Origin of the sequence: Microbacterium wangyouchuni (assembly GCF_051546305.1) — a bacterium.
Taxonomy (GTDB): Bacteria; Actinomycetota; Actinomycetes; order Actinomycetales; family Microbacteriaceae; genus Microbacterium.
In genome coordinates, this window is record NZ_JBPTMA010000003.1 from 341093 (window position 1) to 366470 (window position 25378).

Here is a 25378-nt window from a genome sequence, read left to right on the forward strand (position 1 = left end):
GACATTCGGCCAGTGTCGGACCCATGGTAAACGAGCGCGATGACGCCTCCGAGACTCCGGACATCGATCCGGGGTTGCACTGGCGCATCAAGGATTCCTTCGTCAAGTACGTGCTCCGCGGGGCGGGCGGGGCCTACTCCGTGACGGACGGCGCTGACGACGATGGCGCCGGCACCTTCTTCTTCCCGTTCGCATCGGCCTCGCGCGGCGACGGTGGGTGGGTGCTGAGCTTCGGCGGCGACGTGCGGTTCTCCGGGCATCACGGTGCGCTCTTCGTGCCCTTCACCGAGCCGGTCATTCGGCTCGGTGAGACGGGTGGGACGCTCGCGATCCGCCGTACGGTGCCGGAGGGGTCCCCGGCTGACACGGAACGGATCGTGATCGCAGAGCTCACCGGCGAGGTGCCCCAGCGGCTCGGCGACGCGCTGGCATGGCCAGCGGTGACCGCGCAGCTTACGCCGGCGGGGGTCTCACTCCTCGGCGACGCCTATCCGGTCGGCACCCTGATGGATCCGCTGCGGATGCTTATCCCCGCGCAGTGACCGCGACGCCCGACGCTCAGCGCAGGGTGAACTCGTGACGCTCGCGGTCGAACTCCGGCAGCGGCGCGTCATTACGCAGGGTGCTGGCGAGGCCGGGATCGGCCAAGTGCATGCGGCCCACGGCGATGAGGTCGAACTCATCCGCGTCCAGTCGGCGCTCGAGCTCGGCGCGACTGCCCATGCTGTCGACTGCAGTCGACGCGGAACCGTCGCGGCGGAATGCGCGCAACCCGAAGCTTCCGACCGCCATCGCCATGGCCCCGGTGAGCTGCTTCGCCCAGCCGGCCAGGGGCAGATCACTGCCGTCGAAGGCGGGGGCGTCGAAACGACGCGTGCTGGCGTCGAGCACATCGGCGCCGGCGTCGACCAGCGGGCGCAACAGTTGCGCCAGCTCGTCGGGGGTTTCAGCGAGCTTGGCCTTGAAGTCCTGCTGCTTGTGTTGCGAGAAGCGGAAGAGGATGGGCAGGTCCTCGCCGATCTCGGCGCGCACGGCGCGCACGACAGCGGCGGGGAACGCGGCTCGCCTGGCAGCGTCTCCTCCCCACTCGTCCTGCCTGCGGTTGGTGTCGGCCCAGAGGAACGCGTCGAGCAGGTACCCGTGCGCGCCGTGGATGGCGACGCCGTCGAACCCGGTCTCGGCCGCCGCAGCGGCCGCACGCCGGTACGCGTCGAGCACGGCTCGCAGGTCGTGCTCGCTCATCTCGGTGGTCGGATGCCGCAGAGCCGCGACGACCTCGGCCGGATAGGCGGTCACGCCGGGGGTGCCCCACAGTCCGGACGGGCGCATGGCGGGAGACGAGCCTCCTTGCATGGTGCCCCACAACGGACCGACGTGCCACAGCTGCGGCATGATCCGGCCGCCGGCGTCGTGTACGCCCTCGACGACCCGTCGCCACCCTTGCAGCGATTCCTCGCCGAACAGTCGGGGCACATCGGAGTGGTCGACGGAGGACGGATGATCGATCGCTACGCCCTCGGTGATGAGTAGCCCTGTTCCGCCGACGGCCCTACGCCAGTAGTATGTCGCCACATCCTCGCCAGGCACACCATTCGGCGAGTGGGTGCGGGTCATCGGCGACATCACAATGCGGTTTGCGATCGCTGTACCGCGGAGCTGAAGCGGATCGAACAGGGTGCTCATCGATCTCCTCCCTGGGGCCGTCGACCATGACGGCGTGATTCGAATAGGGCTATGATATCAAATATCAAAGCGAGGAGGCTTCGGTGGTTGACGATGGTGCGCGCATCCGCACGGCACGGCCGGGCGACGACGGCGTCGGCGTGATCGCGATGCTCGGCGGTGCCGAGAATTACCTGACGGTCTTCCTGCTGCGCGAACTCGCCAATGCGCTGCACGAGTTGGCTGCCGATCCCGACTGTGGTGCGATCGTGGTGCGCGCGGAGGGCAAGCACTTCTGCGCGGGTCGCGATTGGCGCACGATTCGAGATCCGGAGGACACAGCCGAGGCCATTTATGCCTGTGCGCCGCAGCTCATCGACGTCGCCAAGCCCTGGGTGGCCGAACTTACCGGTGGCAGCATCGGTGTGGGGTTGGGTGTGGCCATGTGCGCCGATCATCGCGTCGCGGCCGAGACTGCGTACCTCTGGCCGAAGTTCGTCGGAATCGGCATCCATCATGGCTTCGGCCTGACGGCAACCCTCACCGAGACAGTTGGTCGGCAGCGTGCGACCGAGCTGCTCTCGACGGGACGGAAGGTCTCGATGCTCGAGGCGGAGCGGATCGGGCTCGTCGACCGGGTCGCACGGCTGGAGGATGTGAGCACCGCCTCGGTGGAGTTCGCCGCGCTACTTGCCGCGCAGCCTCGCGAAGCGCTTGCCGCTATCCGTGGAACAATGCGGGCGCCGCTGTTGGCGTCGTTCGAGGACGCCAGCCGTCACGAGCGCGCCGCGCAGGAGCGGCTGTACCGCTCCGCCGACTTTCAGTCAGCCACCGACGGCGGGTACCGCTACACCGCCACGGGCGACTGACGCCGATCAGCGCAGTGGCGTGACGTGCGCGCGGATCGCGCCAGTGTCGTCGACCCAGCCCTTGGAGCGCGCATAGTCGAGCATGCGGGCGAACCCGTCGTTCCAGTCGGCCGCGGTCGACAGAGCGGATGCTGCGGACTGCAGCGGCTCCGCCTCGATCCAGACATGCTCGTCCGTGGCTCGGCCCAGGCCCGCGGCGCGCAGGTGTGCATCCACGTCGCCCAGAGGCAGGTCGGTCGCCACCGAGAGGGCGGTGAGGTCGTCGACCTGCTCGACGTCGACGTGGGTGGTTACGGTGATGCGCATGGTCCGCCTTCGGTTCGTGTGGGGGAGCCCCTCGTCACGGGGTCCTATTCTTGATACGATATCGAAAATCTCAGCGATACGGAGGCGAAGATGACAGTGCACATCGATGCGGCCCGGTTCCGGCAGGTGCTCGGTCAGTACCCCACCGGCGTCAGCGTCGTCACCTCGACGGACGAGGATCGTCCGATCGGAATGACGGTGGGTACCTTCACCTCTGTCTCCCTCGATCCGCCGCTGGTGGCCTTCCTGCCGCAGAAGACCTCGACCACCTGGCCGCTCATCGAGCGCTCCGGTCGGTTCTGCGTGAATGTGCTCACCTGGGAACAGGAGCACCTGTGCAGGCAGATGGCCCGGCCGTCGGATCAGAAGTTCACCGATGTCGCCTGGCGTCGCAGCGGGCTGGGCTCGCCCATCATCGACGAAGCCGTGGCATGGATCGACTGCGAGATCGAGAACGTCGTCGACGCGGGTGACCACTTCATCGTGATCGGCGCCGTGCGCGAGCTCGACCTGGAGAAGGATGCGCTGCCGCTGGTGTTCTTCCGTGGGGGCTATGGGCGGTTCACCCCCGGCCCGCTGTTCGCGCAGCAGTTCGACGACCCGAAGCGGGCATCGTTGCTGGACACCGCCCGCGTGGAGATGCTCCAGTTGGAGCGCGAGTTGGGCGTGGACGTGGCCATCACCGGTCGCGACGAAGGCGAGATCATGCTCATGGCGAGCACCTGGACCCCGCTGAGCACGCGCGTCAAGCAGCGGGTCGGCGACACCAGCGCGGCCGGTCCGCCCTATGCGATCGCCTTCGCGGCGGAGGGCTCGGCCTCCGAGCGCGAGGAGTGGGTCACAGCAGGTGTCGCCCTGAGTGAGGGCAACGGTGATCGCGCCGCGATGCTCGACACGCTCGACGCGATCGCCCAGCGCGGCTGGTCGGCTGCGGTGCAGCGTCGTCCCGCCGGCACGTGGGCGGACCGCTTCGTCAGCGTCAACGACCGACTCGCGCTCGGCGACGCGGTCGACGAGGAGTTCAATCTCACCGCGCCGCTGCATGACTCGGCGGGCTCGGTCTCGCTGGCGCTGACGATTTACGGCATGCAGGAGGGGTTGGCTGGAGTTGCGCTCATGGCCACCGTCGACCGGCTCAAGGAAGCGGCATCGCGCATCGAGCGCGTGCGCTGAGATCAAGGGTTCCGGGCGAGGGCGCGAAGTCTAGCGAAAAGTCTCGTAACCTGGCATCTATGATCTAATATCGTTCACGAACCGCTCGACAGGGGGCGGTGAGCACCATCCACGGGGGTAGGCAATGATTCGAGTGCGGCAGAAGCTCGGCGACGAGATCGCCGAATCGCTTCGTCAGGACATCCTGGCCGGGCGATACGAAGCCGGTCAGCGTATTCCGCTCGACGCGCTGGCGCGGGAGCTCGACGTCAGCAGCATGCCGGTGCGTGAGGCGCTGATCACACTGTCCAATGAGGGCCTGGTCGACGTCGAGCCGCGCCGTGGTTTCCGAGCGAGGCCGCTGTCGCAGGGCGACCTCGACGACCTCTTCGAGGTGCAGGCGGTGCTGACCGGCATCCTCGCCGCGCGCGCCGCGGAGGCGGCGACCGAGGAGGATATCGAGAACCTCCGCACCATCCACAGCAAGCTCGAGGCGCTCAGCGAGCGCAGCCTCACCAAGGCGACATTGCGCGACGCCGCGCGCTTGAACGCGGAATTCCACCGTTACATCGCGAAGATCCCGAACGGTGACCGCATCCGCTGGTTCCTCCGGCTCTCGCACCGCTACGTCCGCGAGGACCTGTATGAGGCGGTGCCGGGCATTCTGGACGCTTCCCTCGCGGACCACCCCAAGATCATCGCCGCGCTCGAGCGGCGCGATGCGGTCGAATCCCGCAGGCTTGCCGAGGAGCATTTCGCCCAGGGTGGCAAGCTCATCGGCTGCCTCATCGAGGCGCCTGCCGGCTGATGTGCCAACGAAAGCGGCACGACGGTTCCGACCGTCGTGCCGCTTCGTCGCTCCCGCCGTGAGTGCGCCGACGAAAGTGACGGAGAAATCGTTGACCTCTGATCTTTGATCAGATATAGTCAAAGACGTGAAGCCCAATGTCGCCTTCTCGGTCAGCGGTGATGTCGCCGTTCTGACCCTCACGGGGCCCAAGAAGAACGCCCTCTCGCGTCAGATGCATCACGCGCTCGCGGGGCGACTGGCCGAGCTTCGTGAGCTCCCGGACATCAGGTTCGTGGTTCTGCGCGGTGCCGAGGGCATCTTCTCCAGTGGCGGCGATGTCAGCCAGCTAGCCGAAGGGCTCCCCGACGACTACGTTGAGGACTACCGCATCAGGATGGAAGGTACCATAGGTGCCATTCGCTCGCTGGACCAGGTCGTCATCGCCGCGGTTGAGGGCGCTGCGATCGGTGCCGCTGCAGCCCTCGCGCTGAGCGCAGACCTGGTGATCGCCGATCTCGACACCAAGATCAGGCTCAGCTTTGTGCACCTCGGATTCGTGCCTGACGCTGGCGCGACGTACCTGCTGCCGCAGGCACTCGGCGCGGCTCGTGCCAGGGACCTGCTGATGACCGGCCGCTGGATCACCGTCGAGGAGGCGTGCGCAGCAGGCCTGATCTCCCGATCTTGTCCGCCCGGCGTGCTCGATGAGGCCGTCGAAGACGTCCTCACGGAACTGCGGCAGGCGCCGGCCCACGCGCTGGTGATGACCAAGCACCTGATCAACGACCGCGATCAGACCGCATTTATGGACGCAGTCGCCGAGGAAGGGCGACTGCAGCCAGCCGCCGCGGAACTGACCTCGCCCGAACTCATAGTGACCGTCCTGGAACGGGCACGATCCAGGCGCAGAACTGCCGCCAGCGTCTGATCGACAGACCGACGGCTTGACCACCGACGACAAACAGGGAGAGAACATGTATGACGGCCCAGTGATCGATGCCTTCTACCACCCGGGGTGGGCGGCGACGACCGCCGACACCTTCGGTGACCAGGAATCGTGGCGACAGGATCCCCAGCGCGCACGTGCCATGCGCTTCTTCGACCAGAAGGGCAAGCCGGCGACGAAGCCGGCCACGGCTGAGGAGAGCACACAGGAGCTCATCGACAACGGTGTCGAGCTGGCGATCTTCCAGGCCTCGCTGTACTACGAGGCTGAGCGCCCCGAGCTGGAAAGCCGCATCCGGGAGCACTACGACATTATGCAGAAGTTCCCGGGCCGCTACGAGCACGCCGGGACCATCCTGCCTCCGAAGCAGGGACCTGCCACCTTCTGGGACATCCTTGAGAATCCCCGCATCCTCGAGGAGCACAAGGAGAAGTACGGCATCCGTGGCGTGCACATCCTGCCCGCTCCCTACGGCATGCCGCCCAACGACCGGTGGTTCTATCCGCTGTACGCCAAGTGCGTGGAGCTGGACCTGTTCGTCTTCACCTACATCGGCATGCCCGGGCCGCTGTGGCCGACGTACCCGAACTACCCGCTGCACCTCGACGACGTGGCGTTAGCCTTCCCCGACCTCACCATCGTCGGCCACCACATCGGTGACCCGTGGGTCGGTATGATGACCCACCTCGCGGCGAAGCACCAGAACCTCTACATCTGCACCTCCGCGTGGTCACCCAAGCGCTACCCGAAGGAGCTACTGGAGTTCATGGCGGGCAGCTGGCACGCGCAGCCCGGCGCGGACAAGGTGATCTTCGGTACCGACTACCCGCTCATCAACGTCTCCAAGGCTGTGCCGGACGCTCGCAACCTCGACCTCCCCGACGAGGTGCTGGAGAAGTTCCTGTACAGCAACATGAAGCGGATCCTCGACAGGCAGGACGCCAGGCGATGAGCACAGGATGGACGCCGCGAGCAGCGGCCGACGGTGAGACTCCGGCGCGCCCGGAGTTCACCAACTGGGGGCGCTGGGGTGATGCGGACGAGTCCGGAGCGGGCAACCACATCACTCCGACGTCCATCCTCGCCGCTCTCCGTCTGCCCCAGACCGGCGAGGTGGTGGCGTTGTCGCAGGTGATCGGCGACCGCCACGCGCCACGCAACGGCGCGCCCCCGCAGCACTTCATGCTCAACGACGCCGGCGATTACCTCGCAGGCGCGAAGGCGCCGCAGGGGTTCCAAGCGGCGGCTGACCACATCTCGATGGCCACCCACGGCGCGGTGACCCACCTCGATGCGATCGGTCACGTCTGGTACGGCGACACCCTCTACAACGGCTACAGTCACGTAGCGGTGCGCAGCAGCGGGCTGCGCAAGCTGGGAATCGATAAGGCACCGGCCTTCCTCACCCGCGGCGTGCTGATCGATGTCGCCGGGCACCGGGGTGTGGACCACCTCGACCCCGGGTACGAGATCACCGCGGCCGACCTCCAGGAGGTGCTCGACGTCTCGGGTACCACGCTGGAGCGGGGTGATGCGGTACTCATCCGCACCGGCTGGATCAACGTGTGGGAGTCGGAGGAGATCGCCTATCACGGCGACCGCCCTGGCATCGGCTTGGACGCCTCCGAGTTCCTCGCCCGCGCAGACGTCTCGCTCGTCGGTGCGGACAACTCCGGTGTCGAGGTGCTGCCGTGGGCGCCCGGAACAGTGTGCCCCGTGCACCAGTTCCTCATCCGCGACTGCGCCATCTACCTGCTGGAGTTCCTCGACCTCGAAGAGCTCTCGGCGACCGGACGCGCGGAGTTCCTCTTCATCGCCAGTCCGCTGCGCATCCGCGGCGCGACAGGCAGCCCCATCGCCCCCGTTGCTGTCCTCTGATCGGAGATCCGCGTGACCACCACCTCCACCCACCTCGACCCCGACGTCTTCGCGGCGCTGCGGGACGCCGGCCAAGAGCGGATCCGCGAACTGGCCGCAGAGGTGGACCGCTCGCAGGTGTTCTCCCGTGAGCTGTGGGACCTGTTGTGCGAGCTGGGCCTGCCGACCATGCCTTTCCCCGACGAGGACTCCGGCCACGCCGGATCATTCTTGGCATACGTCGAGGCGATCGAGGAGGTCGCCAGTCACGGAGCCGTGGCCGCCCTGTACTCCGGCCCGACCGTGCAGGTCGCCAGCGCCATCCGCAACTTCGGCACCGAGGTCCAGCGCGCTCGCTGGGGCGAAAAACTGATCAGCGGCGGGATGCTGGGCGCCTGGTCGTTCACGGAGCCCCAGACTGGCTCCGACCCGCAGCAGATCCTCACCCGCGCCACGCGCGAGGGCTCCGGCTGGCGCATCACAGGATCGAAGATGTTCACCTCCTTCGCGCCCCACGCCGATGTGGCGCTGGTCTATGCCAAGACCACCGAGCGCCGGCTCGGCGCGTTCCTGGTCGACACCACAAAGGCCGGGTGGGACCCGGGTCCGTCGATCAAGATGCTCGCCTTTGGCGGGCAGGGCACCGCACCCGTCTCGATAGATGTCCACGTCGATGACGACGCGCTGCTCGGCGGCGAGGAGGACGGCTTCGACATCATGGTCTCCACCGAGGCCGAGGCGAAGATCCGCGCGAGCTCCATCTGCGTCGGCATCGGCCGTCGCGCCGTCGAGGAAGCGGTCGCCTATGCCTCTGGGCGCGAGCACCGCGGCGAGGCCATCGGCGACAAGTTCCCCACGATCCAGGTGGCACTGGGCGAGATGGCCGCACATGTCGACGGCGCCCGGACCATGGTGCAGTGGGCAGCCAGGGCCGTCGACGCCAGGGATCCCGACCTCAAGCGCATCGCCGCATCGACGCGGATCGTCTGCGCCCGGATGGCTCGCGAGGTCTCCAGCCTCGCCATACAGGTGTGCGGGGCGTACGGCTTCACGCACGAGATGGTGCTGGAGCGGCTGTACCGAGAGGGCAAATTCTACGACGTCGGGCAGGGCGTGCTCGAGCTCCAGAAACTCATTGTCGGCAAGCATCTGCTGCGCGAGTACGCGGCCAAGGGTGCACGATGACGGGCATCGTCCCGTCGCGAATAAGGAAAGGTGATACCCGGTGAAATTCGGACTGCTGTACGAGATCGGCTCCATCGACTCGAGCCGGGAGGGCATCCTCCAGGCCTATGAGAATGTGATCGAACAGGTCAAGCTCGCAGATGAGCTCGGCTTCGACTATGTGTGGCTGGTGGAGCACCACTTCTCCAACCCGTTCTCCTTCTCCATCGCGCCTGAGGTCTTCTTCGGCGCTCTGGCGCGTGAGACCAAGAACATCCGCCTCGGCTTCGGCATCTCGGTGCTGGTGCCCGGAATGAATCACCCGATCAAGATCGCCGAGCGCACCGCGGTGCTCGACTACCTCTCGGGCGGTCGCGTCGACCTCGGTACCGGACGCTCCGGCGGCTGGGGCGAGCTCGGCGGATTCATGGCCGACCCGCACACCACCAAGGAGTCGTGGGACGAATGGGTCCGCGCCATCCCGAAGATGTGGACGCAGCGGACCTTCTCGCACGAGGGGCGCTTCTTCAGCATGCCGGAGCGTGAGGTCATCCCCAAGCCCTACCAGGACCCGCACCCGCCGATGTGGGTGGCGGTCACCAGTGAAGGCACCGAGGTCGACGCCGCCGAGCGCGGTCTCGGCTCCTTCGGCCTGAGCATGGGCGGCTACGACCAGCAGGCGAAGAAGATCGAGAACTACCGTCGCATCATCCGCAACTGTGAGCCGGTCGGATCGTTCATCAACGAGCAGGTGCAGACGACGAACTTCATGTTCTGCGATGAGGACTCGCAGCGCGCCGCGAGGATCGGGCGCGGGTTGCTGGACAACTTCAACTACGGCACCTCTCACGGTTCGCCGGTCAAGGAGGTCTACTCCTCACCGACGTACCAGGTAGGCGGCTTCCTTCCCACCCTCCGACAGGAGGCCCTCGGATCCACCGACGACACCGGCATCCCGCCGGGACTCGCGGTCGGCGACCCCGACCGCATCATCGGCGTCATCAAGAAGTGGGAGTCCATCGGTGTGGACGGACTGAACTTCGTGGTGCAGGCCATGGAGGCGGTCCCGCAGGAGGACGTACTCAACAGCATGCGCGTGTTCGCACGTGAAGTCATGCCCAAGTTCAAGAAGGCCTGAGGAGCGGATCATGGCACAAGTGACCGGGTCGAAGACGACCCTGCAGTTCATTCCCGACTGGGCGGAGTTCGGCGAGGCCTCCATCGAGGAGCTCGCCAAGCACGCCCCGGTCATCGAGGAGTTCGCCGCCGAGGAGGTCACCTTCGCGGATGCGCGGTTCCTCCAGGTGATCTACGAGATGGACATGTTCTCGGCGGCGAGCTTCCTTCCGCCGTCGTTGGCGCCGCTGCGCGGACCGTCGTTCGCCATGGTGCGGGCGTACCATCTGCCCGACACCCCGTGGGGGCCGACGACGATCGCCCAGATCGGCGTGCTGTGCCGCTTCGGCTACCGTCCCCGCATCTTCCAGCTGGTGGCGCTGACGGACAACCCTGACGCCGTCGAACCTCTGCGGTCCGGCTGGGGCATCCCGGTGCGCGCGGCAGAGAAGGTGCACATGCGCCGCTACCACGACGGCAGCCACCTCACAGTCGAGGATGGTGGGGGCGAGATCCTTCGGATCGTCACGTCGAGCCCGATCCTCACCGCAGGCAGCTCGATGGGCATCAATTCCAGCGTTGACCTCGCGCACACCCCGAAGGGGCTGCGGGTGGTGCAGGTCGCCGAGAACTTCACGTTCAAGGTCGCCGAGGTCAGCACTCCGGACATCCGTCACTTCGACGCGGCGGGCTGGGGGCTGGAGGGCATGCGGATGCGCCATCGCGTCTCCGCGGTGTCGACCATCGCAGACATCACCCTGCGCCCGATCCAGTTCGTCTCGGACTCGGTGGAGCCGTCGTTGCTGACGATCCGTCCCGCCTCGGAGAACTGACATGTCCACGAGCTCGCAGATCGGCGCGGACGGTCACCGCAAGGCGCCGACTGAACCGCCGGGGTATCCCGAGTTCCGGGCCATCGAGGTCGACTTCCAGGGCACCATCTGCGTGGTGACCCTGGGGTCTGACCCTGCTAAGGCCAACCCCAGCGATAAGATGACGCCGGAGCTGACACAGTTCTTCCGGCTGGTGCGCTACGACCCGCGGGTGCGCGCGATCATGCTGCAGGGGCGGGGCAACCGCTTCTCCGCGGGCGGCGATGTGAACGGCATGCGCGAGCAGGCCACTCGCATGGGCCACATCCGCGATAACCCGGACTGGGTCGCACGCATCCCGGTGGACCGCTCGGACGAGCTGTCAGGAGCCATCTTCGGCGTCGACGTGCCGATCGTTTCGGCGATCACCGGACACGCCATCGGCGCGGGGCTCGGCCTTGCGCTGTACTCCGACGTCACGGTGATGGACGAGAACGCCAAGATCGGCGATCCGCACGTGCGCCGCGGGCTCATGTCGCCGGGCGCGTACATGTTCCCGGCGCTGGTCGGGTTGCCGCGGGCCAAGGAGATGATCCTCACCGGTCGGCTGGTGAAGGGAGCCGAGGCTGAGCGCATCGGTCTGATCAACTACGCCGTGCCGCACGAGGAGGTCATCGCGAAGGCCCGAGAGATCGCAGAGGATCTCGCGACCCTCCCGCCGCTGGCCATCCGCTGGACCAAGCGTGTCTTCAACAGCATGGCCAGGGAGACCAACGCCCGCGGCGCCCTCACGGGAGCTGCGCTGGAATCGCTGACCATGATCTCGACCGACCACGAGGCATCGGTCATCGCCTGGCTGGACAAGCAGCCTGAGCCCGAGTACGGAGGTCACTGAATGCTCGCCGAACAGGTCCAGTCGGCCGGGATCGACTGGAGCGCCGCACTGGCGCAGACGTGGAAGGCCCCGGCCGTCACGCTCGTCGGAGCGAATGAGACCGGCGGGACGACCGGCTGGATAATGACCTCCTTGCGGGAGAGCACGATCCCGTTCACCGGGACGATCAACGTCGTCAGCCGCCGAGGCGGCACCGTCTACGGCATCGACGCGGCCACCTCGTTGGCCGAGGTCGAGGGCGAGCTCGGCATCGTCTGGCTGCTCGTCGGTGCCGAAGCGGTGCTCGGGCTGCTCGATGAGCTCGCCGAGCGCCGCCCGCACGCCGTGATCGTATTCAGCGGGGGCTTCGCCGAGGCCGGCGACCACGAAGCGCAGGCGACGCTGCGGGAGTGGTCGCTGCGCACCGGCATCCCCCTGTTCGGCCCGCAGTCACTCGGGTTCATCTCGCCGCGTCACAACGTCAATGTGCTGGACGGTCGGCTGCGGGGCACTCCCAAGCCAGGACGCACGGTGCTGATGGCGCAGAGCGGTTCGATCGCGATCTCCTCCGGTTCGGCAGCGAGCGAGGCCGGCATCGGCCTGCACACGGTCTTCGCACTCGGTGGCTCGGCGGTGATGGACTATCTCACGCTCGGCCGCGCGCTGCTGGCCGACGACGTAGGTGCCATCGGCCTGTATCTCGAGGACGTCGGCGATCTCGACGAGTTCGCCCGCTTCGTGCAGGATGCGACGAGGGCCGGCGTGCCGATCGTGCTGCTGCTGGCCGGCCTGTCCGAGCGTGGACAGGCGATCGCTGCCTCGCACACCGGGGCCATCGGTTCGCCGACCAGGCTCATCCTTGGCATCGCCGAGCAGTTCGGCGTCGTGGTCGTCTCCACCGTCGACGACATGGTGTCATCGCTTTCGGCGCTGGAGTCGGCCGGCTACCGCCGGTTCGGCCGCGGCCGGGTCGGAGTATTCGCAGGCAGCGGCGGCGCGCTCATCTCGCTGAGTGACCAACTGGCCAAGACCGACATCGAGCTGCCGCCATTCGAGCGCGACACCGCCGTCACCCTGCTTGGTGAGGAGGAGGTCGACATGGTCTACAACCCCTTCGACATGGGCGCGGGTCTGCTGGGCAAGCCGGACGAGTTCCAGCGCAGGGTGGAGGCGATCGTCTCCGACCCGAACATCGACATCGCCGTGCATCTGTTCGACATCCCGGATGCGCGCATCCCCGCGCATATCCGCTGGACGCAGGACGCCATTGACGCCACGATCGCGCATGGGAAGCAGCCGATGCTGGCCACCGGCGTTGACCGCCGCGAGTTCCGCGTGCCTGACCAGTACGGCCCGGATGTGACGATCGCCTTCGGTGCGGCGCAGACTGTCGCCAAGATCGTGGCACTGTCGACGTGGTCGCGCGGCGACGCGGGCTGCGACGACGTTGGCTCGTACCCGGCGCCAGCCGGCGGCTTCACGCACGTGGTTACCGACGAAGCCGTGCGCGCACTCCTCTACGGCGTGCCCGTGCGCTGGCCGGGGGAACGGCGGGTCGGGCGCACCGCAGATGTCGCAGAGACGCTGGCGGGTGCGCGCTTCCCACTGGTGGCGAAGGCAGATGCCGGACTCGCACACCGCGCGAACGCGGGCGGCGTGCTCACACACATCCCCGACCTCTCCGCAGCCGTGGCGGCGACGGACTACCTCCGTGCGCTGTTCGACAGCGATGTGACCTTCTCCGAGCGGATCTCCTTCGAGGAGGAGCTGTTCGTCGGGCTGTCCCGCTCGGCAGACGGAACACCCTTCCTCGCAGTTGGTCCCGGCGGATCGGGTGTGGAGGACAAGCGTGTCGGCGTGCGGCTGCTGCCGCTGTCGGACCGGCAGCGCGATGACCTGCTCCGGCGCTACGCACCCTCGGTCGCCGAGCACGAGGGCTTCATCGCCGTCGTGCGCGCGCTGGAGGAACTCATGCGCGATCCGACCATCGAGTCGCTGGACCTGAACCCGCTGGTGATTGATTCGGACGGCGCTATCGCCGCACTCGACGTCAAGGCGCACCTGTACGACTGATCATGCGCCCGGCACGGATGCCGGGGAGAGGAGCGTGCACCCATGGTTGCCGAGCTGCACGAGCCCGAAGAGGTGCTGCCAGGCATCTGGCGCACCGGTGCGGAGATGATCAGCACTCCGTACCGGATCAGCACCAACGCCTACGCGGTGGTCGGGCACGGCGAATCGCTGTTCATCGACACCGCGTGGTGGATGGGCGTCGCGACGACGCATCTGGATGCCCTGCTGGATGTCGCTCGGCGCAAGCGGGCCCCGATGAGCGAGGTGTTCATCACCCACGCCCACCGTGACCACTCCGGGTTCACCGACTATCTGGGCGCACGGCTACCGGCGGACGGTGGGGTGCGACTGCACCGGGCCGAGCAACCGACGGTCGCGGCCATGTCCGACTATCAGGGGCTGCCGGATCGGGCATCCGCCGTCGACTGGTACCGCGGCCTCGGCTTCCCGGAGGAGACAGCCGACGCGATCGTCGACACGAAGATGCCCGACCTGCCGATGCCGACCGAGTCGATCCGGTGGTGTGATGACGGCGAGATCGTCACCGTCGGCGGCCGGAGTCTGCGCGTGGTGGGCACGCCAGGGCACACCCCCGGTCATGCCTCGCTGTTCGAGGAAGCCACCGGCGTTCTGTTCTGCGGCGATGCGCTGTTGCCGCGCGGGCACGGCAATCCGCATGTCACGGTGCGACCGTTCACCGCACCCGATCCGCTGACCGACTACGTGCGGGGCTTGACTGCGCTCGGCGAACTGGACGTGCGCGTCTGCCTGCCCGGCCACGGTCCGGCGGTCGACGACCCGACTTCACTCATCCGCGCCCACCTTGACTACGTCGATGCGAAGGTCTCGTCGCTGCGCGATGTGCTGGACGATCGGCCGAGCAGCGCATTCGAACTCGCCTCCCGCCTGCGGTGGCGCGGCGGCAGGAAGAGCTTCACCGAGCTCGTCAACGACGAGTGGTTCCTCGCCTTCGCCGACACCCTGGCGCGCATCGGTCGCGCGGTCACCCTCGGGTGGGCCAGGCGAGAGCTGCGCGACGATGGCGTGCCGGTGTACGCCGTCGCACGCTAATACGGGCGACGGCGCACGCCGCGGTCACGGCCGGTTGACGAGTTTGCTGTTGAGGAACGCGTACAGCCCCTCGCGGCCGAGCTCCGTGCCGTAGCCGGACTGCTTGGTGCCGCCGAACGGTAGCCGAGCATCGGTGCCTGCGATGCGGTTGATCCAGACCATGCCGGTGTCGATGCTGAGTGCGATCCGCTCGGTGCGTTCGGTATCGGCGCCAAAGACCGAGCCGCCCAGGCCGTACCTGGTGTCGTTGGCCAGGCGCACGGCGTCGTCGTCATCGACGGCGGAGAACGCCATCGGCACCGGGCCGAAGATCTCCTCGCCGTAGAGCGGGTTGTCCTCGTCGACGCCGGTGAGGATCGTCGGCTGCACGAAGGCGCCGGTCTCGGGGACGGTATCGCCCACCTCTATCGCGGTCGCACCGGCTTCGACGGCCGTGCGGATCTGCGCCCGGACGGTGTCGGCCTGTTCCTGCGAGGAGAGCGGGCCGAGCGTGGTGGCCGGGTCGAACGGATCGCCTGGCACCAGCGACTCGCACGCGGCGCGGTAGCGGCGCAGGAACTCCTCGTACACGGATTCGATCACGATGATGCGCTTGGGGGAGACGCAGGTCTGTCCGCACAGACGGAAGCGGCCGAGCGCCTGCCCCACGGCGTGGTCGAGGTCGGCGTCGTCGAGCACGACCATGGCGTCGGATCCGCCGAGCTCCAGCACACTGGGGGTGACCGCTGCCGCGGCCTGGGCGGCCACCTTGCGGCCGGCGGTGTCGCTGCCGGTGAGGGTAACGCCGCGCACCCGGTCGTCGGCGATGATCCGGGAGGTCTGCTCGTGGCTCGCGTACACGTTCGTGAAGACACCTGCCGGCAGGCCTGCGTCGCGGAAGACCTGCTCGATCGCCGCGGCGCACTGCGGCACGATCCCCGCATGCTTGAGGATCACAACGTTGCCGCCGATGAGGTTGGGCGCCGCCGCGCGGATGGCCTGGTAGTACGGCACGTTCCAGGGCTCGATTGCGAAGACGATGCCGGTGGGCTGTCGGACGACCTTCGCGCCGCTGCCCAGATCGTGCGGTTGGAGGAACTCCTCGGCATTGGCCGTGTAGTACTCCAGGATGCTCGGAGCTACGACCGACGCCTGCATGCGGGAGGCCTCGATCGTCATGCCCATCTCGAGGGTCTGCAGCCGGGCCAGCTCATCGCCGCGTTCGCGCAACAGTTCGGCCGCCCGGTTCAATCGAGCGATCCGCTCGGGCAGTGGCGTGCGCGACCAGCCGGTGAATGCGGCGTGGGCAGCATCGACGGCGGCAACGACCTCCGCATCCGTCGCGTCTGGGAAACGGGCGATCACGTCGCCGGTGTACGGATTTGTCGATGCGTAGGCCATGGGATTCCTCTCGCGGGCTGGTAACGGTATGATACTTGATATTTAATCAAAAGGGCGGGAATTGGAGGTCGCGTGACCGAGCCGCTTCCTGCGCGCAGAGACGCGGTGGCGCTGGTGGCGACCCTTTCGACCGCAGCCTTCAGCCATGGGCTCATGCAGGCCTTCCTGAACCCGCTCCTACCCACACTCGGGACTGTCTTCGATGTCGATCAGAGCGCGGTCTCCTGGTTGGTGGCCGGATTCCTCCTGGCCTCCTCGATCGCCATGCCCATCGCCGGTCGACTCGGTGACATGTTCGGCAGGGCAAGGGTGCTGCGGATCGTGATCGTCACCTTCCTGTGCGGCACGATCCTGGCTGTGCTGGCCGACAGCTTCACCCTGCTGCTGGTCGCCAGAATCGTGCAGGGGGCTGCCGGGGCGATGTTCCCGCTCGCGTTCGGCCTGCTCCGGGAGCGCCTGCCGGAGCGGATCATGGTCGCCGGCATCGGTTTCGTCTCCTCCACGATCGCTATCGGCAGTGCCATCGCTGTCGTGGCCGTCGGACCGCTGGTGGATGCCGCGGGCCTGCGCGGTGTCTTCCTGATCGCGGCGGTTGTCGTGGCCGTCGCGACGGTGCTGGTGTGGGTGTTCGTGCCATGCGTGGATCGCCCGGTGCGCAGAGGCTCGGTAGACATCGGCGGCGCGGCGCTTATGGCGGTGTGGCTCGCAGGGCTTCTGCTCTGCGTCACCCAGGGTGGGGGCTGGGGGTGGGGGTCGCCGGTGACCGTGCTGCTCATGGTCGGGACTCTGGTCACCCTGCTGGTCTGGGTATACATCGAGCGGCGCGTGACGGTGCCGATCATCGACATCCGCATTCTGATGAGCACGCCTGTCGGCTGGGCCAATGCCCTCTCCTTTCTCTTCGGCTTCATGCTCTTCGCAGGCATGATCGCGATCCCCGCATATGTGCAGTCGCCGCGCGACGGCGGCTTCGGCTTCAGCGCGTCGATCACCGAGACTGCGTTCTACCTGCTGCCGCAGACGGTCATGTTCCTGCTGGTGAGCCTGCTGGCCGGTGCCATGCACCGGTGGCCCGGCTCCCGCCCGAGCATCGTGATCGGTGTGCTGCTCACTGTCGCGGGCGCCGCATCGTTCGCCGCCTGGCACCTGATGCCGGTGATGGTGATGGTCGCCTCAGGGCTCATGGGGCTCGGCATCGGCCTGATCTACTCGCATCTGATGTCGGTGATCGTCTCGGCAGTCCCAGAGGGTGAGGTCGGATCGGTCAGTGGCATGAACACGAACCTGCGCAACATCGGAGGGGCGTTCGGTGCCCAGGTGTGCGGCGCCGCGCTCGCCGTCGGCGGCGAGGCCGGCTTCACCCTGATGTTCCTGGTGATGACTGGCGTCGCGGCGCTCGCGGTGGTGCCCGCGGGCATCATCGCCCGAGATCGCACCCCGCCGGCCGGACGCGACTGACGTGTGCCCCGAATCGATGCTTGTGACTCGGCGATATCTATGATCAAATATCTATATCGACGCCCACGGCGCAGAGAGGTGTGAAGGCGATGAGCGGTCAAACAACCGCATCTGGATCCGGTCTCGGCCGGGCTCCATCAGGTCCCCCGGCTACGGCGAGGATCTCTGTGCGAGACACCCGTCGATCCTGGGCGCCGCCACGCTGGGCGTCCTTCGCGGGGCGCAAGCTCGCGCACTTGGTGGTGGTGCTGGTCTCGGTGACGTTCCTCGTGTCACTCATGCTCGACCTGCTCCCCGGTGACCCGGCCAGAGTGATCCTCGGCACCGACGCGACCGAGGAGCAGCTCGCCATAGTCAGGGCTGATCTGAACCTCGATGAGCCGGTCATCGTGCGGTACTGGCTGTGGCTGACCTCGGCGCTACAGGGTGACTTCGGCATCTCCTACCGCACTGGGCAGGATGTGGGCGAGGCGATCCTCCAGCGCGTGCCCGTCTCACTTCAGCTGATGATCCTCGTGCAGGTCATCGCGCTGGTCGCGGCCATCGCACTGGCCGTCTACGCGACCTACCGTCCCAACGGCTGGATCGACCGGCTGGGCAGCATGGCCTCGCTCGCGGCGATCTCCGCACCGCACTTCGTCATCGGTCTCTTCCTCGTGTTCATCTTCGCGGTCACCCTCGGGTGGATGCCTGCCTCCGGCTTCGTCCCTATCTCCGCGGGGATCGGCGCGAATCTGCTCACAATGTTGTTGCCTGCGCTCGCGCTGTCACTCGAACCGGCGGGCGTGTACTTCCGCCTGCTGCGCGGCGACATGCAGGCGACGATGAAGGAGGACTTCGTGCTGGCCGCCCAAGCCAAGGGCATGTCGGCGTCGAACATCCTGCTCCGCCAGGTCTTCCGCCCTTCGTCGTTCTCGCTGGTGACGCTGGCCGGCATCAACACCGCGCGCCTGATCGGCTCTGCGGTGGTGATCGAGACGCTGTTCGCCCTGCCGGGTCTCGGGCGGATGCTCGTCGACTCGGTGTACGCACGCGACTACGTCACCATCCAGGCCGTCGTCGCGGTGATCGCGGTGTTCTACGTCGTGGTGAACATCCTGATCGACCTGCTCTATCTGCTCCTCGATCCGAGAGTGAGGTCCGGACGTGGCTGATGTGAAGACCGCGCCTGCCAAGGCCGCACCGGTCAAGACCCGCCGGACGAACCGGCTGCCCGTGGTGGTGTGGGTCGCGATCATCTGGGCATCGATGGTGGTGTCCGCTGCGATCCTCGCTCCGATCCTGCCGCTGCCCGATCCGAACAGCGCCGACTACGAGCACATCGCCGCGGGCCCGATGGACGGGCATCTGCTCGGCACCGATCAGCTGGGCCGCGACATCCTCTCGCGGATCGTCTGGGGCGCGCAGGCGTCGCTGCAGATCGGCTTCGTCGCCGTCGCCCTCGGTATGACGGTCGGTATGGCGCTCGGTCTGCTCGCCGGCTACTTCCGCGGCTGGGTCGACGCGCTCATCAGCATCGTCGTGGACATCGTCCTGGCCTTCCCCGCCCTGGTCTTCATCATCGTGCTCGTGGCGGTCTACGGCCCCAGCGCGCAGATACTCATCCTCGGGCTCGGTGCGATCATGGTGCCCACTTTCACGCGCCTCGCGCGCGCCAACACACTGGTGTGGTCGCAACGGGAGTTCGTGATGGCGGCCACGGTGCTCGGTTCGCGACGTCTGCGCACCCTGTGGCGGGAGATCCTGCCCAATGTATTGCCAGGCGTGCTCTCTTACGCGTTCCTGGTGGTCGCAGTCGTGATGGTCGCCGAGGGCTCGCTGAGCTTCCTCGGCTTCGGCATTCAGCCGCCCGCATCCAGCTGGGGAAGCATGATCGCTGGGGGCAGGCAGTCCCTGTACAACGCGCCGCACATCGTGGCGTTCCCGTCCATCGCACTGCTGGTGACGGTCATGTCGTTCAACTTCATCGGCGACTATCTGCGCGGGCGCACGCCCGGACGCACGGAGGTGACACTGTGAGTACGCCCACACCCGATCCGCTTGAGGTGACGGACGATCTGCTGCTGGAGGTCGACGATCTCACCACGACGTTCATCGGCGCTCGCACCGAGGTCACGGCGGTGGACGGCGTCAGTCTCACCCTCCGCCGGGGTGAGACTGTCGGCATCGTCGGCGAGTCCGGCTCGGGCAAGTCGGTGCTGTCCCGATCGATCATGGGGCTGATCGCCCCAGGCGCCCGCGTGCGCCGCACCGGTCGCGTCATGTACGACGACAGAGACCTCGTCTCCCTGCCCCGCAAGGTCGTCCGTCGACTGTGGGGCAAGGAGATCGCGATGGTGCTCCAGGACCCGCTGACCTCGCTCAACCCCGTCAAGAAGATTGGCGACCAGCTCGTCGAGACCGTGCGCAGGCACTGGCCGGGGATGAAGATGACCGATGCGAGGGAAAAGTCGATCGAGCTGCTGCGCAGCGTCGGCATCCCCGAGCCATCTCGGCGCATGAACGTGTACCCGCACCAGATGTCTGGCGGCATGCGGCAGCGAGTGGGCATCGCCATCGCGCTGTCCGCAGACCCGCGGCTGCTGTTCGCCGACGAGCCGACGACCGCGCTGGATGTGACCGTGCAGCAGCAGATCCTGGAGCTGTTGGCCAAGCAACAGCGCGAGCGCAATATGGCCATGGTGCTGGTCACCCACGACCTGGGCGTCGTGGCCACGCGCACCGATCGCATCATCGTGATGTACGCCGGGCAGGTCGTCGAGAGCGCGCCGACGCGTGAGCTCTTCCACAACGTGAAGATGCCGTACACTCGTGCGCTGCTGGATGCGCTGCCCCGCCGCGATCAGCCCAGCCACACCCGGCTAAAGGCCATCGCGGGCAATCCGCCCAACCTCGCCGATCCGCCCCAGGGATGCCGGTTCGCATCGCGCTGCCCAGCGGCGCAGGATCGCTGCCGCGCGGAGCAACCACCCCTGGTGGCCTCCGAGACCGACGCCGGGCACCTGTACCGCTGCTGGTTCCCGGTGGGCACTCCGGAGTACGCCCGCGCCGTCGCCGAGACCGAGCAGCAGGAGGCGGAGGCCGTGCAGGTGCAGGTCGAAGCGGCAGAGGCGCTCGTCGAGGAGAGGGCATCATGACGTCGGTGCAGACGCAGAAGGATGAGGTCACCGTGCAGGAGCCGCGCCTCGTGGTCAACGACATGGTGGTGGAGTACCCGACCACCGCAGGCACGGTGCAGGCTGTCTCGGGCGTCTCGTTCGAGCTCGGCGCGGGTGAGACCGTCGGCGTCGTCGGCGAGTCCGGCTGCGGAAAGTCGACGATGGCCCGTGCGGTGTTGCAGCTGCCGAGGCCGAACCATGGTTCGGTGCGCTTCGAGGGCACTGAGCTGACGACGCTTCCCGGCGGACGCCTCCGTGCGCTCCGGCCCGAGCTGCAGATGGTCTTTCAGGACCCGGTCTCATCTCTGAACCCCCGGCGCTCGGTCAGGCAGATCGTTGCGGAGCCGCTGACGATCTGGGGGCGGGGCACCAAGGAGGAGCGGCTGGAGAAGGTCGATGAGATGCTCCGGGCCGTCGGGCTGGAGCCCGATGAATTCGGCGAGCGCAAGCCGATCGAGCTCTCTGGCGGTCAGTGCCAGCGCGTCGCGATCGCCCGTGCGCTCATGGCCGGCGCCAAACTCCTCGTCTGCGATGAGCCCGTCTCATCACTCGACGTCTCGTTGAGGGCGACGGTGCTGAACCTGCTCGAGGACCTGCAGGAGCGGTTCGACCTGTCAATCCTGTTCATCGCGCACGACCTTGCCGTGGTCAAGAACATCTCCGACCGTGTGATGGTGATGTACCTGGGCAAGATCGTGGAGATCGGTGACGCCGATTCGCTGTATGCGGATCCCGCGCATCCGTACACGCTGGCATTGCTGAACTCGATCCCCGACCCCGACCCGGATGCCCCGATGCTGGAGGCGGCGATCACCGGAGACCCGCCGTCGCCGATCGACCCGCCTTCGGGCTGCCGCTTCCGCACCAGGTGCCCGATGGCGCAGGAGATCTGCGCTCAGGTCGAGCCGGTGCTGCGAGACATCGGCACCACCCATGAGGTCGCCTGCCACTTCCCGCTCGTGCCCGAGTCGACCACGTCTGTGCCATGAGCGGTCCGCTGCCCGGTGCTGTCGGTTCAGCCACGGAGGCGGAGGCGCAGCCGGACGTCGGTGACGCGGAGCTGCTGGCGGCGAAGGAGTTGGCCACTGCCGTTCGCGCGCTCTGCGACCGCGTCATCCGACTGCCAGCCAGCGCGCGCACCGCGCGGATCGCGGCCCGCATCGAGGAACTCACCGCCGAGATGGAGCGCCACGTGCGTGCATCCGAGGTGCCCTGGTACTACGACGACCCACGAACCACCCGGCGTGTGGTCGATCGGATGCGGCGACTCGGCGACGGGCGCGACGAACTCAGCGACTTCAACCCGATGATGCCGCCGCTGCGGATCCGCGTGGAAAACGGGAGGCTCGCCGGGCGTGTGCTCATCGGGCCCGCGTTCACCGGCCCGCCCGGACTCGTCCACGGCGGCACGCAGGCGACCATGCTGGACCACATCATGGGGATGCTGGTTGCAGGTATCGGCACGCCCGCGGTGACTGGGCGCATCGAGGTCGACTACCGGCGCGGTGCGCCGATCGGTGCCGAGCTGGAACTGGCCGCCGAAATCGAGAGTATCGACGGCCGCAAGATCCGGGTGCGTGGCACCATCTCGCACGCCGGTGAGGTGTGCGCTGTGGGGCAGGCGCTGTTCATCGCGGTGCGGCCCACTGCGGACTGACCGTCAGTGCGCACCAACGGCCCGGGTCGGGTGCCGACTCAGGTCGTCGCCGGTGCCCGTGGCCGGTGCGCTGCCACCGACGATCGCGGCTGTGCCGGAGAGGACGCGCTCCAGCGAGCCGCGTTCAGGAACGATCCAGAACAGGTCGGTTCCGACTGCGTCGGCCACCATCTCGCCCAGCAGTCCGGGCGGACACGCCGTTTTCTGCGATCTTGGCGCGGGCCGCCTCACGCGCCCGCCGGTCCTGTTCGGTGTACTCCACACACGGGAACCGGTGAGTGCGATCTGCCATCGACAGTAGCTCGGCAACAGGCAGCTCGGTGGCGAGCGATTCCGCGACGGCAGCCGAGCCGGCCTTGCTCGCTGGGCGGGGGCCGACGCGTCCGGTAGTCACACCCTGTATGGACGAGGTGATCACGACGTGTCCATCCTCGCGCTCTAGCATTTCGGGTGGGAATGCCTGGATCGTGGCGACGACCCCGAGAGCGTTGATCTCCATGACCCAGCGCCACTCGGCGACAGGGCAGCTCCCGCATCGGACGCTCCCTGGAACCGACCCCGGCATTCGCGCAGCGGATGTCGACGGATTCGAACCGATACAGAGCGCTCCGGCGCAGCCGGATCATATCGTCCTCATCCGCGACATTCGCTGGCACCGCGAGTCAGGAACTCCTCGGCCATGCCGAGTCCGATTCCCGATGTGCCACCGGTGATCACCGCAGTGCGGCCGTTCTTGTTCTTTATTGGCTCACCCTCCTACGACCGCGGCATGCCCAGCATCCGCGAGGAGATGATGTTGCGCTGGATCTGCGAGGACCCGCCGTACACGCTCATCGGACGCGTCTGGAAATAGTCGGCCGTCACATCGGCCGCCTCGCCGGTGATCACCGCGGCGCCGTTGAGCCCCATGGCGAGGTGGGCAAGCTCCTGAGACGCCTCGGTCTGCAGCATCTTCGCGATCGAGCCCTCCTCGCCCACGGGCTTGCCCGTGGCGCGCGAGCTGAGCTGCTCGAGCGCCACCAGTCGCACCTGCTCCTCACGGACGTGCGCGAGGGCGAGCTTGCGGCGGACCGCCGGGTCGTCAGCGAGACCGGAGGCCTTGGCCTGCGCCTCCAGGTGCGCCAGCTGCTTGCGCAGCGCCGAAATCATGCCGATGTCCGACGGGCCGCGCTCGTATGCGACCGTGGTCATCGCGATCTTCCAGCCGTCGCCCTCCTGGCCGATGAGGTTGGCCGCGGGTACACGCACGTCGTCGTAGAAGACCTCGCTGGTCTCGGGGCTGCCGCTGGCGACGACGATTTCGCTCAGGGTGATCCCGGGGGCCTTCATATCGACGAGGAAGGCGGAGATGCCCTTGTGCGGCGGAGCCTCAGGATCGGTGCGGGCCAGCACCATGCACCAGTCGGCCCACTGGCCGAACGAGGTCCACATCTTGTGCCCGTTGATGACCCACTCGTCACCGTCACGCACGGCCTTGGTCGTCAGCGCGGCGAGGTCGGAACCCGCGCCCGGCTCGCTGAAACCCTGGCACCACTGGATCTCACCGCTGAGCGAACTGCGGATGAACCGCTCGCGCTGCTCGTCATTGCCGAACATCATCAGCGAACGCACAATGTAGCCCACCATCGGGGGGAGCCCAGGGGCCTCGGCGTTGCCGTTCTCCTCGTTGAGGATGGCGTCCATCGTGGGGCCGAGACCCTTGCCGCCCCACTCCACCGGCCACGACTGGCCGATGTAGCCGCCCTCGTAGAGCTTGCGATGCCAGGCGATACGCTCCTGGGCCGCCTCTTCGTCGTCGAGCGGCTCGGCGCGGCGCGCTGGCACGTTCGCGGCGAGCCAGCGGGTCAGCTCCTCGCGGTACTCGGTCTCTTCGGCTGTGTCGCGGTAGTCCATGTCAGTTTCCTCCCAGACGGGCGTCGGCGATGGCGTCGAGCTGGTTGTCCTCGCCGCCGAGGACGGCGGCGTTGAAGATCGCGCGCCTGGCGTGGAAGTGTGCAATGTGCTCCCAAGTCTGTCCGATGCCGCCATAGATCTGCATGACGTCCTCGCCCGTGCGCTGCCCCATCCGGGCGGCGGCCGCCTTCGCGGTGCGTGCGGCCAGGAGCGCTTCAGAGGCCTCGAGTTCGTCGATGGCCCACGCCGCGTAGAGCGTCGCCGCGCGAACACCTGCGATCGCGACGAGGGTGTCTGCGGCCAGGTGCTGGATGGTTTGGAACGATCCGATGTGCACGCCGTAGGCGATGCGCTGCTTCGAGTACTCCACGACGCCCCGCAGCGCAGCATTCGATGAGCCGACGGTGTCCGCGCTCAGGCCAGTCAGCGCGAGCGCGAGCGCGCGGTCGAGGTCGTCGCGCGAGAGCGAGCCAACCGTCTCCCAGGCGATCATGTCGGCGCGCCACAGAGTGTTCGTCAGAGAGATCGCATCCAGCGCGAGGGCACCGGAGGATGTGCCGAGCATGAGGTCGGCGCCCTGATCGGTTTGCCGAACGGCGAGAACGCGGCCGACCTCGCCTGCGCCGCCCCACACGACGGCGTCTGCGTCGTCGGGGGAGCCGAATCCGGTGAGGTCGGCGGTGAGTAGGATGCCGATCAGTATCTCGCCGGAGCCCAGGCCCGACTGCAGTTCGGCGGAGGCGTCGGCCCTGGCCAGCAGGTCTCCCGCGACGACCGCGGATGGGAGGAAGGGGTCGGGCACGAGCGCGGCCCCGAGTTCGAGCAGCAGCAGGGCGATCTCGACGCCGCCCGCTGTGGGCTCTCCATCAGTGCGCTCGCGCAACTCCAACAACCCGGCGGATGCGAGTGTGGGCCACCCGGATGATCGGCCGTCCAGATCGGCCGGGTTCTGGATGCCGAGGCTCTGCGCGATCTCTCGCGCGACGCCCTGGAACTCCTGCTGGGTCTCGTCTAACAGCGCACGCATGGGACTCCTTCGTCATGGTGTTGCTCTTGATTGAACAACGGAATTCCGTCGTTTGCAAGTGTCAAATATTTTTGATCAGCTTAGCATCTGATATTTTTGATCAAATCTCTTGA

General features: G+C 67.3%; 26 protein-coding genes. 19 read left to right on the forward strand and 7 right to left on the reverse strand.

What is annotated here, in order from left to right; genetic code table 11:
• Positions 1 to 23 precede the first annotated feature (23 nt).
• Positions 24 to 542 (forward strand): HtaA domain-containing protein, encoded by a 519-nt coding sequence (locus tag ACSS7Z_RS08220; protein WP_438254029.1) that lies wholly within the window; start codon positions 24 to 26, stop codon positions 540 to 542.
• 16 nt (positions 543 to 558) lie between these two features.
• Here ACSS7Z_RS08220 and ACSS7Z_RS08225 read toward each other — a convergent pair whose 3' ends face one another.
• Positions 559 to 1683 (reverse strand): oxidoreductase, encoded by a 1125-nt coding sequence (locus tag ACSS7Z_RS08225; RefSeq protein WP_438254030.1) that lies wholly within the window; start codon positions 1681 to 1683, stop codon positions 559 to 561.
• Positions 1684 to 1766: 83 nt separating this feature from the next.
• Here ACSS7Z_RS08225 and ACSS7Z_RS08230 point away from each other — a divergent pair, with 83 nt between their 5' ends.
• Positions 1767 to 2531, forward strand: a complete 765-nt coding sequence (locus ACSS7Z_RS08230; RefSeq protein WP_438254032.1) for an enoyl-CoA hydratase/isomerase family protein — start codon at positions 1767 to 1769, stop codon at positions 2529 to 2531.
• Between the two features lie 6 nt (positions 2532 to 2537).
• Here the strand turns inward: ACSS7Z_RS08230 and ACSS7Z_RS08235 are convergent, their stop codons facing one another.
• On the reverse strand, positions 2538 to 2837 hold the full coding sequence (locus ACSS7Z_RS08235) for a hypothetical protein (RefSeq protein WP_438254033.1): 300 nt from the start codon (positions 2835 to 2837) through the stop codon (positions 2538 to 2540).
• A 90-nt stretch (positions 2838 to 2927) separates the two neighbouring features.
• On the opposite strand from ACSS7Z_RS08235, the gene ACSS7Z_RS08240 reads away from it, so the two are divergent.
• The 11 genes from ACSS7Z_RS08240 to ACSS7Z_RS08290 all read left to right on the forward strand — a co-directional run bounded on the left by ACSS7Z_RS08240 (position 2928) and on the right by ACSS7Z_RS08290 (position 14692).
• Positions 2928 to 4010, forward strand: a complete 1083-nt coding sequence (locus ACSS7Z_RS08240) for a flavin reductase (RefSeq protein WP_438254035.1) — start codon at positions 2928 to 2930, stop codon at positions 4008 to 4010.
• 133 nt (positions 4011 to 4143) lie between these two features.
• Positions 4144 to 4797, forward strand: coding sequence for a GntR family transcriptional regulator (locus ACSS7Z_RS08245; RefSeq protein ID WP_438254037.1), 654 nt, complete (start codon positions 4144 to 4146; stop codon positions 4795 to 4797).
• 127 nt (positions 4798 to 4924) lie between these two features.
• A complete protein-coding gene (locus ACSS7Z_RS08250; RefSeq protein WP_438254038.1) occupies positions 4925 to 5707 on the forward strand; it encodes an enoyl-CoA hydratase/isomerase family protein in 783 nt (260 codons plus the stop codon).
• Positions 5708 to 5753: 46 nt separating this feature from the next.
• The gene (locus ACSS7Z_RS08255) at positions 5754 to 6677 is read left to right on the forward strand and encodes an amidohydrolase family protein (protein ID WP_438254040.1); all 924 of its coding nucleotides are present in this window, start codon (positions 5754 to 5756) and stop codon (positions 6675 to 6677) included.
• Complete coding sequence (locus ACSS7Z_RS08260) at positions 6674 to 7603, forward strand: cyclase family protein (RefSeq protein WP_438254042.1); 930 nt, start codon at positions 6674 to 6676, stop codon at positions 7601 to 7603. Before ACSS7Z_RS08255 ends, ACSS7Z_RS08260 begins: the two co-directional genes overlap by 4 nt.
• Positions 7604 to 7615: 12 nt before the next feature.
• Positions 7616 to 8767: an acyl-CoA dehydrogenase family protein gene (locus tag ACSS7Z_RS08265; RefSeq protein WP_438254044.1), complete on the forward strand. Its 1152-nt coding sequence runs from the start codon at positions 7616 to 7618 to the stop codon at positions 8765 to 8767.
• A gap of 40 nt (positions 8768 to 8807) precedes the next feature.
• Positions 8808 to 9884 carry an LLM class flavin-dependent oxidoreductase gene (locus tag ACSS7Z_RS08270; protein WP_438254046.1) on the forward strand — a complete coding sequence of 359 codons (1077 nt, stop codon included), beginning with the start codon at positions 8808 to 8810 and terminating at the stop codon, positions 9882 to 9884.
• Between the two features lie 10 nt (positions 9885 to 9894).
• Entirely contained in the window at positions 9895 to 10695 is an 801-nt protein-coding gene (locus tag ACSS7Z_RS08275; RefSeq protein WP_438254047.1) for an acetoacetate decarboxylase family protein, read from the forward strand.
• A 1-nt stretch (position 10696) separates the two neighbouring features.
• Complete coding sequence (locus ACSS7Z_RS08280; RefSeq protein WP_438254048.1) at positions 10697 to 11569, forward strand: enoyl-CoA hydratase/isomerase family protein; 873 nt, start codon at positions 10697 to 10699, stop codon at positions 11567 to 11569.
• Entirely contained in the window at positions 11570 to 13621 is a 2052-nt protein-coding gene (locus ACSS7Z_RS08285; protein WP_438254050.1) for an acetate--CoA ligase family protein, read from the forward strand.
• A gap of 42 nt (positions 13622 to 13663) precedes the next feature.
• Positions 13664 to 14692, forward strand: a complete 1029-nt coding sequence (locus ACSS7Z_RS08290; RefSeq protein WP_438254051.1) for an MBL fold metallo-hydrolase — start codon at positions 13664 to 13666, stop codon at positions 14690 to 14692.
• Between the two features lie 24 nt (positions 14693 to 14716).
• Here ACSS7Z_RS08290 and ACSS7Z_RS08295 read toward each other — a convergent pair whose 3' ends face one another.
• Entirely contained in the window at positions 14717 to 16072 is a 1356-nt protein-coding gene (locus ACSS7Z_RS08295) for an aldehyde dehydrogenase family protein (RefSeq protein ID WP_438254052.1), read from the reverse strand.
• A 72-nt stretch (positions 16073 to 16144) separates the two neighbouring features.
• Here ACSS7Z_RS08295 and ACSS7Z_RS08300 point away from each other — a divergent pair, with 72 nt between their 5' ends.
• From ACSS7Z_RS08300 to ACSS7Z_RS08325, 6 genes are all read left to right on the forward strand, one after another.
• Positions 16145 to 17530, forward strand: coding sequence for an MFS transporter (locus ACSS7Z_RS08300; RefSeq protein WP_438254054.1), 1386 nt, complete (start codon positions 16145 to 16147; stop codon positions 17528 to 17530).
• A 167-nt stretch (positions 17531 to 17697) separates the two neighbouring features.
• Positions 17698 to 18684, forward strand: coding sequence for an ABC transporter permease (locus ACSS7Z_RS08305; RefSeq protein WP_438254056.1), 987 nt, complete (start codon positions 17698 to 17700; stop codon positions 18682 to 18684).
• Positions 18677 to 19549, forward strand: coding sequence for an ABC transporter permease (locus tag ACSS7Z_RS08310; protein ID WP_438254057.1), 873 nt, complete (start codon positions 18677 to 18679; stop codon positions 19547 to 19549). Before ACSS7Z_RS08305 ends, ACSS7Z_RS08310 begins: the two co-directional genes overlap by 8 nt.
• Complete coding sequence (locus ACSS7Z_RS08315) at positions 19546 to 20667, forward strand: ABC transporter ATP-binding protein (protein ID WP_438254058.1); 1122 nt, start codon at positions 19546 to 19548, stop codon at positions 20665 to 20667. Before ACSS7Z_RS08310 ends, ACSS7Z_RS08315 begins: the two co-directional genes overlap by 4 nt.
• Entirely contained in the window at positions 20664 to 21677 is a 1014-nt protein-coding gene (locus ACSS7Z_RS08320) for an ABC transporter ATP-binding protein (protein WP_438254059.1), read from the forward strand. The genes ACSS7Z_RS08315 and ACSS7Z_RS08320 overlap by 4 nt, the downstream gene beginning before the upstream one ends.
• Positions 21674 to 22345 (forward strand): PaaI family thioesterase, encoded by a 672-nt coding sequence (locus ACSS7Z_RS08325; RefSeq protein ID WP_438254061.1) that lies wholly within the window; start codon positions 21674 to 21676, stop codon positions 22343 to 22345. Before ACSS7Z_RS08320 ends, ACSS7Z_RS08325 begins: the two co-directional genes overlap by 4 nt.
• Before the next feature lie 3 nt (positions 22346 to 22348).
• Here the strand turns inward: ACSS7Z_RS08325 and ACSS7Z_RS08330 are convergent, their stop codons facing one another.
• The 4 genes from ACSS7Z_RS08330 to ACSS7Z_RS08345 all read right to left on the reverse strand — a co-directional run bounded on the left by ACSS7Z_RS08330 (position 22349) and on the right by ACSS7Z_RS08345 (position 25265).
• Positions 22349 to 22516, reverse strand: a complete 168-nt coding sequence (locus ACSS7Z_RS08330) for a hypothetical protein (RefSeq protein WP_438254291.1) — start codon at positions 22514 to 22516, stop codon at positions 22349 to 22351.
• Complete coding sequence (locus ACSS7Z_RS08335; RefSeq protein WP_438254062.1) at positions 22470 to 22910, reverse strand: SDR family NAD(P)-dependent oxidoreductase; 441 nt, start codon at positions 22908 to 22910, stop codon at positions 22470 to 22472. The genes ACSS7Z_RS08330 and ACSS7Z_RS08335 overlap by 47 nt, the downstream gene beginning before the upstream one ends.
• A 191-nt stretch (positions 22911 to 23101) precedes the next feature.
• A complete protein-coding gene (locus ACSS7Z_RS08340; protein ID WP_438254063.1) occupies positions 23102 to 24238 on the reverse strand; it encodes an acyl-CoA dehydrogenase family protein in 1137 nt (378 codons plus the stop codon).
• Between the two features lies 1 nt (position 24239).
• Positions 24240 to 25265, reverse strand: coding sequence for an acyl-CoA dehydrogenase family protein (locus ACSS7Z_RS08345; RefSeq protein WP_438254065.1), 1026 nt, complete (start codon positions 25263 to 25265; stop codon positions 24240 to 24242).
• Between the last annotated feature and the right edge of the window lie 113 nt (positions 25266 to 25378).

Bases quoted from the DNA above. Each gene is read 5' to 3' on its own strand.
- ACSS7Z_RS08280 (WP_438254048.1), top strand. From the start codon at position 10,697: ATGTCCACGAGCTCGCAGATCGGCGCGGACGGTCACCGCAAGGCGCCG.
- ACSS7Z_RS08295 (WP_438254052.1), bottom strand. From the start codon at position 16,072: ATGGCCTACGCATCGACAAATCCGTACACCGGCGACGTGATCGCCCGT.
- ACSS7Z_RS08220 (WP_438254029.1), top strand. From the start codon at position 24: ATGGTAAACGAGCGCGATGACGCCTCCGAGACTCCGGACATCGATCCG.
- ACSS7Z_RS08320 (WP_438254059.1), top strand. From the start codon at position 20,664: ATGACGTCGGTGCAGACGCAGAAGGATGAGGTCACCGTGCAGGAGCCG.
- ACSS7Z_RS08275 (WP_438254047.1), top strand. From the start codon at position 9,895: ATGGCACAAGTGACCGGGTCGAAGACGACCCTGCAGTTCATTCCCGAC.
- ACSS7Z_RS08330 (WP_438254291.1), bottom strand. From the start codon at position 22,516: ATGGTGGCCGACGCAGTCGGAACCGACCTGTTCTGGATCGTTCCTGAA.
- ACSS7Z_RS08345 (WP_438254065.1), bottom strand. From the start codon at position 25,265: ATGCGTGCGCTGTTAGACGAGACCCAGCAGGAGTTCCAGGGCGTCGCG.
- ACSS7Z_RS08260 (WP_438254042.1), top strand. From the start codon at position 6,674: ATGAGCACAGGATGGACGCCGCGAGCAGCGGCCGACGGTGAGACTCCG.
- ACSS7Z_RS08335 (WP_438254062.1), bottom strand. From the start codon at position 22,910: ATGCCGGGGTCGGTTCCAGGGAGCGTCCGATGCGGGAGCTGCCCTGTC.
- ACSS7Z_RS08340 (WP_438254063.1), bottom strand. From the start codon at position 24,238: ATGGACTACCGCGACACAGCCGAAGAGACCGAGTACCGCGAGGAGCTG.
- ACSS7Z_RS08255 (WP_438254040.1), top strand. From the start codon at position 5,754: ATGTATGACGGCCCAGTGATCGATGCCTTCTACCACCCGGGGTGGGCG.
- ACSS7Z_RS08225 (WP_438254030.1), bottom strand. From the start codon at position 1,683: ATGAGCACCCTGTTCGATCCGCTTCAGCTCCGCGGTACAGCGATCGCA.
- ACSS7Z_RS08240 (WP_438254035.1), top strand. From the start codon at position 2,928: ATGACAGTGCACATCGATGCGGCCCGGTTCCGGCAGGTGCTCGGTCAG.
- ACSS7Z_RS08285 (WP_438254050.1), top strand. From the start codon at position 11,570: ATGCTCGCCGAACAGGTCCAGTCGGCCGGGATCGACTGGAGCGCCGCA.
- ACSS7Z_RS08290 (WP_438254051.1), top strand. From the start codon at position 13,664: ATGGTTGCCGAGCTGCACGAGCCCGAAGAGGTGCTGCCAGGCATCTGG.
- ACSS7Z_RS08235 (WP_438254033.1), bottom strand. From the start codon at position 2,837: ATGCGCATCACCGTAACCACCCACGTCGACGTCGAGCAGGTCGACGAC.
- ACSS7Z_RS08325 (WP_438254061.1), top strand. From the start codon at position 21,674: ATGAGCGGTCCGCTGCCCGGTGCTGTCGGTTCAGCCACGGAGGCGGAG.